General features: G+C 64.2%; 8 protein-coding genes. 5 read left to right on the top strand and 3 right to left on the bottom strand.

All coding sequences use genetic code 11. The features are described 5' to 3' along the window. Window positions 1-135: 135 nt before the first annotated feature. Entirely contained in the window at window positions 136-1,584 is a 1,449-nt protein-coding gene (locus tag DU475_RS00405; protein ID WP_164630052.1) for a hypothetical protein, read from the bottom strand. Window positions 1,585-1,832: 248 nt separating this feature from the next. On the opposite strand from DU475_RS00405, the gene DU475_RS00400 reads away from it, so the two are divergent. The 5 genes from DU475_RS00400 (at window position 1,833) to DU475_RS00380 (ending at window position 6,640) form a co-directional block, all read left to right on the top strand. Continuing rightward, complete coding sequence (locus DU475_RS00400) at window positions 1,833-2,600, top strand: class I SAM-dependent methyltransferase (protein ID WP_013501529.1); 768 nt, start codon at window positions 1,833-1,835, stop codon at window positions 2,598-2,600. A 260-nt stretch (window positions 2,601-2,860) separates the two neighbouring features. After that, window positions 2,861-3,334 carry a hypothetical protein gene (locus DU475_RS00395; protein WP_246700198.1) on the top strand — a complete coding sequence of 158 codons (474 nt, stop codon included), beginning with the start codon at window positions 2,861-2,863 and terminating at the stop codon, window positions 3,332-3,334. A 63-nt stretch (window positions 3,335-3,397) separates the two neighbouring features. Continuing rightward, complete coding sequence (locus DU475_RS00390) at window positions 3,398-3,928, top strand: REP-associated tyrosine transposase (protein ID WP_164630048.1); 531 nt, start codon at window positions 3,398-3,400, stop codon at window positions 3,926-3,928. Window positions 3,929-4,048: 120 nt separating this feature from the next. After that, entirely contained in the window at window positions 4,049-4,282 is a 234-nt protein-coding gene (locus DU475_RS00385) for a DUF6429 family protein (protein WP_164630046.1), read from the top strand. Window positions 4,283-4,855: 573 nt separating this feature from the next. Next, entirely contained in the window at window positions 4,856-6,640 is a 1,785-nt protein-coding gene (locus tag DU475_RS00380; protein WP_205524147.1) for an ATP-dependent nuclease, read from the top strand. A gap of 384 nt (window positions 6,641-7,024) precedes the next feature. Here the strand turns inward: DU475_RS00380 and DU475_RS00375 are convergent, their stop codons facing one another. Further along, a complete protein-coding gene (locus DU475_RS00375; RefSeq protein WP_142881869.1) occupies window positions 7,025-8,479 on the bottom strand; it encodes a glutamate synthase subunit beta in 1,455 nt (484 codons plus the stop codon). Window positions 8,480-8,676: 197 nt separating this feature from the next. Then, window positions 8,677-13,416 carry a glutamate synthase large subunit gene (gltB, locus tag DU475_RS00370; RefSeq protein WP_164630044.1) on the bottom strand — a complete coding sequence of 1,580 codons (4,740 nt, stop codon included), beginning with the start codon at window positions 13,414-13,416 and terminating at the stop codon, window positions 8,677-8,679. Window positions 13,417-13,716: the final 300 nt, after the last annotated feature.

Here is a 13,716-nt window from a genome sequence, read left to right as displayed (position 1 = left end):
CGCGCGAGCTTAGTCCGCCGTCTTCGCGCAGCATTGATTGAGCACAATCATCAGGTGTCGGGTGCGCCTGTTGCACCTCCGCAATGTGATTGGAATCATGAATAGTGAAGTGTCTGTGATCCAGATCGGTGCGCGCTAATCCGCGGCTTCGGGCGCAGCCCATTTCAGGTCGTCCAGCTCGGCCGGAGGGCGATCGATCCTCAGGAGTCTGCCGCCGCAGATGGTCTCGGCCGCGGTGTCGCGCGCGAGGCGGGCCAGCGGTTGCTGCGCGATCTGGTCGGTGACGACGAACGTCGTGCGGCCGCCGGCGTGCAGGGAGCGCCATCGCGCGTTGCTGATCCAGTCCCGGGGATGCAGCGCTCCGTCCACCTGAACGAGATTGTGGCGGCGGCCGGTGCCCTCGAACACGATCTTGGCAGGCCAATATTCGGCGACGATGGTCGAGCCAGGGCGATCGGCCGCGTCGATGCAGGCGATCTCGTCGCGGTAGGTCGATAGCGTCGCGGTCGGCTTCAGGCTGACTACCAGCACGGCAGCGCCGACACTCGCGGCCGCGGCCGCCAGAAGCGCCGCCTCGCGCCGCGGCGGCACCGCGCGCACGACCTCGAGAAACAGCACCAGCGAGACCGGTACCAGGATCGTCAGGTAGCGGAACCCGTATCGGTCCTTGATCAGGCCGCCGGCGGCCAGGGCAGCACTCGTCGCGACCAGCGCCACGTAGAGGATCAGGCTGCGCCGCGACAGCGTGCCGCGAAGTCGCAGGATCAGCACCAGGACGGTCGGCACCACCATCAGGCCGATCATCCGCGACACGACCTGCCCGGTGCCGAGCTCGGCCTTGATCGCGGCGTTCGCCTCGATATGCACGCCGAGCGAGGGGTTCAGCAGATACGAGGCGACGAACACCGCGCCGGACAGCGATCCGACCGCGGCGACCAGCGGCAGCAGCGCCAGCGATCGCGACAGCAGCAGGGACGCGCCCAGCATCGCACCGAAATAGAACGCGAAGTAGAAATCCGAGGCGGTCAGCAGCGCGACTGCCACCAGCGTCGCCGTCAGGTGATTCCTGAGCATCCTGAAATCGTCGTCGCAGGCCACGACGGCCAGCACCGTGGCGCAGATCGCCGCCAGACCGTGATAGTTCAGGATGAACAGCGGCTGGACGGCGAAATATCCGAACGGATGGAGCGCAGCGCCACACAGCAGGACGATGAACGCGGCACCGATCGCGAACTGCAGCATCGTCCGGTCGAACCGCCGGCCTTGCGTCCGCGAAAGCCAGACCGACAGCGCGGCACCGAGCAGGACGATCTGGACCGGCGCGGCGACCAGATAATAGACGCGCGGGTTCTGCACCAACGCCGCGAAAGGCAGCGCGATCAAAAGGTCGGGCACGGTGAACGGGATCGCCGAGAACGTCCAGCCGCGCAGCGAGCCGAGCTGGATCAGGTCCTTCGCCTGCGAATAGACGTACAACGCATCCGCATTGTAGCCGGTCGCAAGCGTCACCGCGAACGACAGACCCACGAGCACCAGCAGCGCAGCGACAAGGCGGGTGCCGGGCGTGAGCGCCAGTCTCTTCACGAGGGGCGGTCTCGGAGCGAGGGCAGGCACGCGGCGTCTCCCGGCAGTGTCGATCGGCGGTGGACCGATGTGCCACGATGCGCGGCGGCGCGCCAGCGGGCGCAGACACGGCACGCCGGACGCAGCGCGCGCCGGCCTCACCGGGCGACCGGCCGCGATTTGACCGCGCTCCGCGGTCCACTATAGTCCGCCCGCTTCAAATCTGCGGAGATCTGGCAGCCTCCGCGCCGACCCCCGGGACCAGTTCGATGACCTTTGCACCGCCGCGCGACGTGACGCTGAACGACTGCTACTTCTACCACACCGTCGAGCTGCCGGAGCTCGGGCTGATTCCGGGCGAATGGGACATCCGCGGCCGCGAGGCGGACTATGTCGGCGGCATCGATCTCAGCGGCAAGCGCGTGCTGGAGATCGGCTCGGCGAGCGGCCATCTGTGCTTCTGGATGGAGAAACAGGGCGCCGAGGTGGTGGCCTACGATCTCGACGACAAGCACGAATGGGACATCGTGCCCTACAAGAAGGCGGAGGTCGCCGCTGTGATCGAGCAGCGCAAGCAGCATCTGCGGCGCATCAACAATTCCTGGTGGCTGTCGCACCAGAAGTACCAGTCGCGTGCCAAGATGGCCTACGGCTCGGTCTACAATGTCGACGACAGCCTCGGTGATTTCGACATCGTGACGGTCAAGAACATGCTGCTGCACCTGCGCGATCCGTTCCTGGCGCTGCACCGCGCCGCCGAGCGCTGCCGCGACCGCATCGTCGTCACCGAACTGACCAAGCCGTTCTTTTTCTGGAACCAGGAGCCGATCGAACCGCCGTCGGGCCAGCTCTATCTGCAATTCCTGCCGCGGGCCGACCGGCTCGAGCCGATCGAGTCCTGGTGGTTCCTGCCGACTGCGACGATCATCGAGATTCTGAAGATCCTCGGCTTCGAGACCATCACCACCAACCTGCACCATCAAACCTTCCGCGACGGCCAGTCGGTGGAGTTCTGCACCATCGTCGGCCAGCGCTGAGCCGGCCGCGCGGAACGCAGGCCAAGCTGCCGCGGCGCCTCCGCCGGGCACGGCGAACGCCGTGGTCCGGCATGGCGTCGGTCGACGGGGGGCGCGTCCGATCCGGCGCGCCCGGGTCAGCACGGCGACGGCCTGCGACCTTCGGCGATCGTGCGCTCAGATCAATGCTGGGGCCTGCGGCCTTGCTAGGCTGCCGCCGCTGTCTTGAACTGGAGGTTGTCATGATCGCGCGTCGTCGTCTTGCTGGTTTGGCTGTCGCAATGCCCGCGCTTGCCGCGGCGGTGCTGGCGCCGCCGTCCGCGGCGCGCGCCGGCGACGGCCTCGATCCGTATGCGCCGCTCTTGGTCGAGCTGCCAGGCTGGAAAGCCGGCAAGCTCGGCGGCATGGCGATGCAGGACGGCGGCAGCCGGATCGTGGTGGTGCAGCGTGGCTACGCGCGCGGCGAGATCCATGTCAGCGTCCAGCTCCTCGCCGGCCCGCCGGCGCAGAGCCGGCTGGCGGCCGGCGGCACCGGGATGAAGACCGAAGCCAGCCACGGCCCGGCCAGCACCACCACCATCGACGGCTTCAAGGTGACGCGGACGTTCCAGGCCAGCGACAAGTCCGGCACCATCCTGATCGCGCTCGGCCCCGCCGCCGCACTGTCGCTGTCGTTCAAGGGGCTCGGCGAAGACGACGCGCTGGCGACCGCGAAAGGCTTCGACTGGAAAGCGATGCGGGCGGCGGTGAAGTAGCGGAGAGGCGATCGTAGGGCGGATTAGCGAAGCGTAATCCGCCATCTGCGCCCGAGGTGGCCGATGCCGAACTACCGTCGTGCCTTCGTTCCGGGCGGATGTTGGTTCTTCACCGTCACTCTGCTCGAACGCCGCAACACGCTGCTGGTCGATCACATCGCGATTCTGCGTGACGCGGTCGCGCGCACGCGGGAGCGCTTTCCGTTCGAGATCGACGCCGTCGTGGTGCTTCCGGATCATCTTCACGCGGTGTGGACTCTGCCGCACGGCGATGCTGATTTTTCGACCCGCTGGCGATTGATCAAGACGCGTTTCGCAAAGGAATTGCCCAAAGCGGAGCGGCTGAGCGCGGTGCGCGCCAGGCGGGGCGAACGCGGCATCTGGCAGCGCCGGTTCTGGGAGCACTTGATCCGCGACGAGGCGGACTACGTCCGGCACGTCGAGTACTGCATGATCAACCCGGTGAAGCATGGGCTGGTTAGCCGTGTGCAGGATTGGCCGTATTCGTCGTTCCATCGCGACGTCCGACGCGGGGTGTTTCCGCTCGACTGGGCGGGTGATGCCAGTGTCGAAGGTGAGTTCGGCGAAGCCTAGCGTCGCTTGACCGTAGCGCGGGTCAGCCAAAGGCGTAACCCGCCGGTGGCAACGGTGTTCTCATTGAGGGAGTGACAGATTACGCTTCGCTCATCCGCCCAACCGGCCAGGAGATCGAGGATGGAATTCGACACCGACAAGATCGACGACGCGACTCTGGCGCTGCTGTATCTGACGCTGCATGACCGAACCCGCGCCTGGAAAGGCCACGACTGGGACACCCTCGACCGGCTGCACGACAAGGGTCTGATCGGAAACCCGGCCGGTAAGGTGAAGTCGGTCGTCTTCACCGGCCAAGGCCTCACGCGCGCCAAACAGCTATTCGAGACGATGTTTGCGAAGAAGAAAACGTAACGCCGACGTGTGACCGTAGGGCGGGGTAGCCGAAGGCGTAGCCCGCCGAGCGGCGGCTGGGCTTGCGTCCAAGTGGCGGCGGATTACGCTTCGCTAATCCGCCCTACGGGCTGAACTGCTGGTCGCCCGATCACGTCGGGCGATGCCGAGCAGCGCGGCGCGAGCGCACCGCCTCATCCCATTCTCCGATCCACACTGTCAAACAGCCACGGCCAATCGCTCTCGCGGCTCGATGAGCCCGAGTTGTGCGCCCGTCGCTATCGCAGCGAGGGGCGGGGCGCGCCGTGCGGCGCTAAGGGTGGATCTTGTCGCGAGGGCTTGCGATCCCTCGCGCAACGCCTCACGGCGCGCCCACCGCGGCGATCTTTGGGCCGAAGGACCGTTCTTCCGGGACACAGCGAGCTTGCGGGCTTTCCCCGGCCTCCACTGTACCCGTCCAGCCTCTGAAGCGGCGGCCGCTCGTAGTAGCGGCGGACGGCGACCCTCGGCCTCCCGGGCCACGTGGCTGCGAACCACGCAACGCAGGACGCCGCCCCTCTCCCCGCCTCAAGACGCCTCCGGAGGCGCCCCTCGATGGGAGAGGGTGCATCGGCTTATATTCCTATATTGATTGAGTGTCAACTCGTGTATGCAACACAAAAGCCCTCAGAGACGACGCTCAAAGTTCTTGCACCAAGGCAGACGGGAATGATTAGCACTGTATATTTGAAGTTCGGCAGCAATCCGGACACGCCTCCACATCCCATTCACGCCGAACCGGTGAATCTGTTCGTAGGGCCCAACAATTCGGGAAAGAGCAGAACGCTGTTGGAAATATATAAATACACAACGGAGGGAGCGAGCTCTTCGAACGGCCTGATAATAGATAAAATTGCGTTTGAAGGACGTTCTCCAGATGAAATACGGGACAATCTCTCCAGCATACTATCCGAGAAACAACCAAACGAGACTATCCGGCCCGGCGGAGCGATCATCGCTTCCAGAGGAACCAGAATGCAAGTTGATCTCAAACTACTTTACGAGATTCCGCAAAAGCCAAACGAACAGCCAGACGTCTTTATCCAATGGTACTTACGTCATTTCGTTATCAAACTGGACGGACACAACCGCATCAATCTAATTAATCAGAGCCCCGGAGGCGACCTACAAAAGAACCCCCAGACCACACTTCAAACGTTATTCCGGGACAATGAAAAGCGGAAAGAGGTACGAAGAATAGGCTACGAAGCGTTTCAATCATATTTTGTGGTAGACCCGACAAATTTGGGACACCTACGGATACGATATTCTCCGCGCGCGCCATACGATGAAATGGAAGAACGGAACATCCACGAGGCGGGCGTCGCGTTTCATTCCGCCGCGCCTCCAATAGAGGATGCCAGCGATGGAGTGAAAGCATTCACTGGAATCATTATGGAGCTTATTGCGGGAAATCCCCACGTTCTGCTTATAGATGAGCCAGAAGCTTTCCTTCATCCATCGCTGGCCCACAAGCTCGGTGACGAAGTTTCTCGCGCAGCCGTCAACTCGAATAAGCGAGTTTTTGCTTCTACACACAGCCCTCAATTCGTGATGGGCTGTATCCAATCAGGCGCCCCCGTCAACATCATTCGGCTCACATATCGCTCGGGTGTTGCAACTGCTCGCGTCTTGCCTAGCTCTGAGATTCTCGAGCTAATGAAAAATCCATTGCTCAGATCGACCGGCGTTCTCAACGGTCTTTTTTATGAGAACGTTGTCGTCACAGAATCAGACGCAGACCGTGCATTCTACCAAGAGATCAACGAAAGGCTTTTGCGGTACAAACCTGAGTGGGGAATTCCAAACTGCCTGTTCCTCAACTCACAGGGGAAGCACACGATTCAGACCATCATGGCACCGCTTCGGAGGCTCGGCATTCCAACGGCCGGTATCGTCGATATCGACGTACTAAAGGACAGTGGAAAACAGTGGTCCGGCATTCTTGACGGCGCGAACATTCCAGAGATCGCTCGGGACGCGTTGGCGTCACTCCGCACCTCTGTAAAATCGGCAATTGCCGCTACCGGAAAAGACATGAAGCGCGACGGCGGAATCAATCTACTCACCGAAGGCGATTCGAACGTCGCTCGAAGCCTGCTCAATCAGCTCGCGGAGTACGGACTTTTCGTCGTTCCTGGTGGAGAGCTGGAATGTTGGTTAGCTAACCTTGGCGCTCGCGGGCATGGACCTCCGTGGCTGATCGACATTTTTACAAAGATGGGCGAAGACTCCAAACATCCGGACTATTCGAAACCAACGACAGGGGACGTTTGGCAATTTCTTTGCAACGTACGTGGTTGGCTAATCGACCCCCACCGACTTGGCATACCATCCTGACTGTCACATGACGATGCAGTCCAACGCATGAGATGGATTGATCCGCGCGGCACATACCGCTTCGCGGCAACGCCATATGGAGAGCTTCGCTTTGCTCAACCCATCCTACCGCCCTGCGGTGCTGCGTCATTGCCGGGCTTGACCTGGCAATCCATCCTTCGAGACGCCCCGGCTACGCTCTTCGAGCTTCGCCGCGGCTCCTCAGGATGAGGCCGTGCTGTTGGTTAGTTGCGCGCGCGATGGATGCGCGGGTCGAGCCCGCGCATGAGGCCTGCGTGAGTGATCGTCTGTAGGATGGGTCGAGCAGCGCAAAACCCATCGCCGCGCGGCGTGATGATGGGTTTCGCTGCGCTCAACCCATCCTACGGCGCTGCTATGCGGGGCTTACCGCGGCAGCGTCGTGCTACCCATCAAGAACCGGTCGATCGCCTGCGCACACAGGCGCCCTTCCCTGATCGCCCAGACCACCAGCGACTGACCGCGGCGCATGTCGCCGGCGGCGAAGACTTTGTCGACCGAGGTGGTGAAGTGCGACAGGTCGGCGGCGACGTTGCCGCGCGGGTCGAGCGCGACGCCGAGCTGGGTGAGGAGACCTTCCTTGACCGGCGAGACGAAGCCCATCGCCAGCAGCACGAGGTCGGCTTCGAGCACGAATTCGGTGCCGGGGATCGGCTGGAACTTGGCATCGACGCGGACGCAGTTCAGCTTCTTGACGACGCCGCCCTCGCCTTCGAACGACTGGGTCATCACGGCGAATTCGCGCTGCGCGCCTTCGGCCTGGCTCGAGGAGGTGCGCATCTTCATCGGCCAGTTCGGCCAGGTCAGTCCCTTGTTCTCGCGCTCCGGCGGCGCCGGCATGATCTCGATCTGGGTCACCGACTTGGCGCCCTGACGGATCGAGGTGCCGATGCAGTCCGAACCGGTGTCGCCGCCGCCGATCACCACCACGTTCTTGCCGGCGGCGAGGATGTCGGTGCCGTTCACGGCTTCGCCGGAGACCCGGCGGTTCTGCTGGGTGAGGAAGTCCATCGCGAAATGGATGCCGGCAAGCTCACGGCCCGGGATCGGCAGATCGCGCGGCGCTTCGGCGCCGCCGGTCAGCGCCACGGCGTCGTACTGCTTCAGGAGCTCGGCCGGATCGACCGCGCCCGGAGCGCTGCCGCCGACCGGCGCGCCGTAATGGAAGGTGACGCCTTCGGCCTCCATCTGCGCGACGCGGCGGTCGATCAGATGCTTCTCCATCTTGAAGTCCGGGATGCCGTAGCGCAGCAGGCCGCCGGCCTTGGCGAACTTCTCATAGACGTGGACGTCGTGGCCGGCGCGCGCGAGCTGCTGGGCGCAGGCAAGGCCGGCCGGGCCGGCGCCGACGATCGCGACGCTCTGGCCGGTCTTGACCGCGGCGATCTCCGGCTTGACCCAGCCGTTATCGAACGCGGTGTCGACGATCGCGCATTCGATCGTCTTGATGGTGACCGGGTTGTCGTCGATGTTCAGCGTGCACGACGCTTCGCACGGCGCCGGGCAGATCCGGCCGGTGAATTCCGGGAAGTTGTTGGTCGAGTGCAGGGTGCGCGCGGCTTCCTGCCAATAGCCGTTGTAGACTAGGTCGTTCCAGTCCGGGATCTGGTTGTTGACCGGGCAGCCGGTCGCTCCCGGCTGCGGCGAGCCGGTGCCGTGGCAATACGGGATGCCGCAGTTCATGCAGCGGGCAGCCTGGTCGCGCAGGTCTTTCTCGCTGAGCGGCACCACGAATTCGTTGTAGCCCTTGATCCGCTCGGCGACCGGCGCATAGGCGCGATCGTGCCGCTCGATTTCCAGAAACCCCGTGACCTTGCCCATCGAACTCTGACGCCTCGAATTCTTGTCTTCGACTTTAAGTCTTCGTTTCGTGGCCCTCATGGTTCGAGACGGCGCTTTGCGCCTCCTCACCTCGAGGGGACTGTGCTGGTTGCCGGACAGCGGCACGCCGCGCGTCCGGCCCTCATCCTGAGCAGCGCGCCTGCGGCGCGCGTCTCGAAGGATGAGCGATCGAGAACCTACGCCCCGATCGCGATCTTCGGCTCCTCGGCGGCGCGAGCTTTCATCTCGCGCAGGGCGCGGCGATACTCGACCGGCATCACCTTGCGGAACTTCGGCAGGTAGCTCGCCCAGTTCGCCAGGATGTCCTGGGCGCGCTTGGAGCCGGTATACTTGGCGTGGCGCGAGATCAAGACATGCAGCCGTTCGACGTCGGCGCCGAGCAGATCGGCGAACACGTCGACCTTGCCGTGCGCTTCGAGATCGCCGGCCTGATGGAACGCGCCGGCGTTGATCATCTCTTCCGACAGCACCGGCTCGAGCTCGACCATCGCCATATTGCAGGTCTTGGTGAAACAGCCGTCCTCGTCCAGCACGTAGGCGACGCCGCCCGACATGCCGGCCGCGAAATTGCGCCCGGTCTTGCCGAGCACCACGACGATGCCGCCGGTCATGTATTCGCAGCAATGATCGCCGGCGCCTTCGACCACCGCGACCGCGCCCGAGTTACGCACCGCGAAGCGCTCGCCGGCGATGCCGCGGAAGTAGCACTCGCCCTCGATCGCACCGTACATCACGGTGTTGCCGACGATGATCGACTCTTCCGGCACGATGCCGGAAATCGCCGGCGGCCGGACGATGATCTTGCCGCCCGACAGACCCTTGCCGACGTAGTCGTTGCCTTCGCCTTCGAGATCGAAGGTGATGCCGCGCGCCAGCCAGGCGCCGAACGCCTGACCCGCGGTGCCCTTGAGGTGCACCTGGATGGTGTCTGCCGGCAGGCCGGCGTGGCCGTAATGCTTGGCGACAGTGCCGGACAGCATCGCGCCGGCCGAGCGGTCGGTGTTGTTGATCTCGATCTCGAACTTCACCGGCGCACCGCGGTCGATCGCCGCCTGCGACTTGGCGATCAGCTTGCGGTCGAGCACGCTGTCGAGATGATGATCCTGATATTCCGAGTGGAAGATCGTCTGCCCCTTCTCCGCCTTCTGCTTGAAGAACAGCTTGGAGAAGTCGAGGCCCTTGGCCTTCCAATGCGCCACCAGCGCGGCCTGATCGAGCATCTGCGACTGGCCGACCATCTCGTTGAAGGTACGGTAGCCGAGGCTCGCCATCAGCTCGCGGACTTCTTCGGCGACGAAGAAGAAGTAGTTGATGACGTGCTCGGGCTGGCCGGTGAAGCGCTTGCGCAACACCGGATCCTGGGTCGCGACGCCGACCGGGCAGGTGTTGAGATGGCACTTGCGCATCATGATGCAGCCGGCCGCGATCAGCGGCGCGGTGGCGAAGCCGAACTCGTCGGCGCCGAGCAGCGCACCGATCACGACGTCACGGCCGGTGCGGAAACCGCCGTCGACCTGCACGGCGATACGCGACCGCAACCGCTCGCGCACCAGGGTCTGGTGAGTTTCGGCAAGGCCGATTTCCCACGGGCTGCCGGCGTGCTTGATCGAGGTCAGCGGCGAAGCGCCGGTGCCGCCTTCGAAGCCCGAGATGGTGACGTGGTCGGCGCGCGCTTTCGCAACACCCGCCGCGACGGTGCCGACGCCGATTTCCGACACCAGCTTCACCGAGATCGCGCTCGACGGATTGACGTTCTTCAGATCGTAGATGAGCTGCGCCAGATCCTCGATCGAGTAGATGTCGTGGTGCGGCGGCGGCGAGATCAGGCCGACGCCGGGGGTCGAGTGGCGCACCGCCGCGATCGTCGCATCGACCTTGTGGCCGGGCAACTGACCGCCTTCGCCGGGCTTGGCACCCTGCGCCATCTTGATCTGGATCATGTCGGAATTGGCGAGATATTCCGTCGTCACACCGAACCGGCCCGAGGCGACCTGCTTGATCGCCGAGCGCATCGAGTCGCCGTTCGCCATCGGCTTGAAGCGATCCGGCTCCTCGCCGCCCTCGCCGGTGTTCGACTTGCCGCCGATCCGGTTCATGGCGATCGCCAGCGTGGTGTGCGCCTCGCGCGAGATCGAGCCGAAGCTCATCGCGCCGGTCGCGAACCGCTTGACGATCTCGGCGGCCGGTTCGACTTCGGCGAGCGGCACCGGCTTGCGGCCTTCGGCCTCGGCGCCCTTGATCTTGAACAGGCCGCGCAGCGTCAGCAGCTTTTCCTGCTGATCGTTGAGCAGCTTGGCGAAAGCGCGGTAGCGCTCCTGCGAATTGCCGCGCACCGCATGCTGCAGCGTCGCGACAGAATCCGCCGTCCAGGCGTGGTCTTCGCCGCGGGTGCGGAAAGCGTATTCGCCGCCGACATCGAGCGCGGTCTTGTACACCAGCGCATCGCCGAACGCGTCGCGATGCCGGCGCACGGTCTCTTCGGCGATCTCGGCGAGGCCGACGCCCTCGATCTGCGAGTGGGTGCCGGCAAAGTACTTGGCGATGAAGTCGTGGCGCAGGCCGACGGCATCGAAGATCTGCGCGCCGCAATACGACTGGTAGGTCGAGATGCCCATCTTGGACATCACCTTCAAGAGGCCCTTGCCGATCGACTTGATGTAGCGCTTGACGATCTCGTAGTCGTCGAGCTTGGCCGGCAGCCGGTCCTTCAGCGCGATGATGGTCTCGAACGCCAGATACGGATTGATCGCCTCGGCGCCGAAACCGGCCAGACAGGCGAAGTGATGCACTTCGCGCGGCTCGCCCGACTCGATCACCAGTCCGACCGAGGTGCGCAGGCCGACGCGGATCAGATGATGATGTACGGAGGCGCAGGCCAGCAGCGCCGGGATCGGAATCCGATCGGCACCGGCGGCGCGGTCGCTCAGGATGATGATGTTGACGCCGTCACGCACCGCGGATTCGGCGCGGGCGTTGAGGTCGTCGAGCACCTGCTCCATCGCAGAGGCGCCGAGCGCGGAATGGAACGTGGTGTCGAGCGTGCGCGACTTGAAGTGCGGATCGCCGATCTCGGAGATCGAGCGGATCTTCTCGAGGTCGCCGTCGGTGAGGATCGGCTGACGCACTTCCAGACGCTTGGTGCCGGCGAGCTCTGCGGTGTCGAACAGATTCGGCCGCGGGCCGATGATCGACACCAGGCTCATCACCAGTTCCTCGCGGATCGGATCGATCGGCGGATTGGTGACCTGGGCGAAGTTCTGCTTGAAATAGGTGTAGAGCAGCTTCGGCTTGTCCGACAGCGCCGACAGCGGCGTGTCGTTGCCCATCGAGCCGTTGGCTTCCTCGCCGGTCGAGGCCATCGGCGTCAGCAGGATCGAGATGTCTTCCTGCGTATAGCCGAACGCCTGCTGCCGATCGAGCAGCGGCAGGTTGGAGCGCTGGCCCTTGACCGGCGCTTCCTTCAGCTCTTCCAGCACGATCTGGGTGCGATGCAGCCAGTCGGCATAAGGATGGCTGGCGGAGAGCTGCGCCTTGATCTCTTCGTCGGGAATCAGCCGGCCCTGCTCGAGATCGACCAGCAGCATCTTGCCGGGCTGCAGCCGCCACTTGGTGACGATCTGGTCTTCCGGAATCTTCAAGACGCCCATTTCGGACGCCATCACGATGCGGTCGTCCTTGGTGACCAGATAGCGCGCCGGGCGCAGGCCGTTACGGTCGAGCGTGGCGCCGATCTGGCGGCCGTCGGTGAAGGCGAGCGCGGCCGGACCGTCCCACGGCTCCATCAGCGCGGCATGGTACTCGTAGAACGCGCGGCGCTTCTCGTCCATCAGCGGGTTGCCGGCCCACGCTTCCGGAATCATCATCATCACCGCGTGCGGCAGCGAGTAGCCGCCGCGCACCAGGAATTCGAGCGCGTTGTCGAAGCAGGCGGTGTCGCTCTGACCCTCGTAGGAGATCGGCCACAGCCGGCTGATGTCCTTGCCGTACAGCTCCGAATGCACCGAGGCCTGCCGGGCGGCCATCCAGTTGACGTTGCCGCGCAGGGTGTTGATCTCGCCGTTGTGCGCGACCATGCGGTACGGATGCGCCAGCGACCAGGTCGGGAAGGTGTTGGTCGAGAACCGCTGATGCACCAGCGCCAGCGCACTGGCGAAATCGTCCTCGTGCAGGTCGGGATAGTACTTGCCGAGCTGGTCGGCCAGGAACATGCCCTTGTAGATCACGGTGCGGCACGACAGCGACACCGGATAGTAACCGGCCAGGCCACGCTCGCGGCGCTGATAGATCGCGTTCGAGATCGACTTGCGCAGGATGTAGAGCTTGCGCTCGAATTCGTCCTCGGACTTGATCGCACTGCCGCGGCCGATGAACACCTGCATGTTGGCAGGCTCGGTGGGCTTGACGGTCTCGCCGAGCGAGGAATTGTCGGTCGGCACGTCGCGCCAGCCGAGGAAGGTCAGGCCCTCGGCCTTGATGCGGTCCTCGATGATGCTCTTGATCACCTTCCGCCACGAGGTCTCGCGCGGCATGAACAGCGCGCCGACGGCGTATTCGCCGGGCGCCGGCAGCGAGAAGCCGAGCTCGGCGGCCTTGCGGCTGAAGAAGGCGTGCGGGATCTGCACCAGAATGCCGGCGCCGTCGCCGGCACGCGGATCGGCACCGACCGCGCCGCGATGCTCGAGGTTGCACAGAATGCGCAGCGCGTCGCAGACGATCTGATGCGACTTGGCGCCCTTGATGTTGGCGATGAAGCCGACGCCGCAGGCGTCCTTCTCGCGCGACAGGTCGTACAGACCTTCGGCGGCCGGGCGCCAAGTGTGCTCATGCGCGTGTTCGGGCACGGCGGTTTTGACAGCCGAGTCCGCCGTCAGCGCATTGGCAACCATGTTTTCGCGCGCAAGCTCAGACCCGCTCATCTTCGTCCTCTTCATCCCGGGAGGGGATACTCCAGTGTCGGCGCAGCTCAGGCGGTCGCGGCACCCTCCGGGCCACCGCTCGCGCTCTGCGAGCCACGATTTGCGTATTCAGACCCCGGTGTCCATATCGCCCAACGGACAATGAGGTGCCGCGCGCGACGTCCATCGCCTCGCGTGACGCTGCAAACCCCGTGCCGGGATACCACCGTAAATGAGACAGCGATGCTGTCCTAGCACGACTTTGCCAAATTTTTGTCTAGCACACAAGCGCGCCCGAGTCCTCCGTTGGATCGATCCGCC

It is taken from the genome of Rhodopseudomonas sp. WA056 (assembly GCF_010906995.1).
GTDB lineage: Bacteria > Pseudomonadota > Alphaproteobacteria > Rhizobiales > Xanthobacteraceae > Rhodopseudomonas > Rhodopseudomonas palustris_G.
Note: the sequence above shows the minus strand (reverse complement) of the source record. Positions and strands in the feature narration are given on the sequence as shown.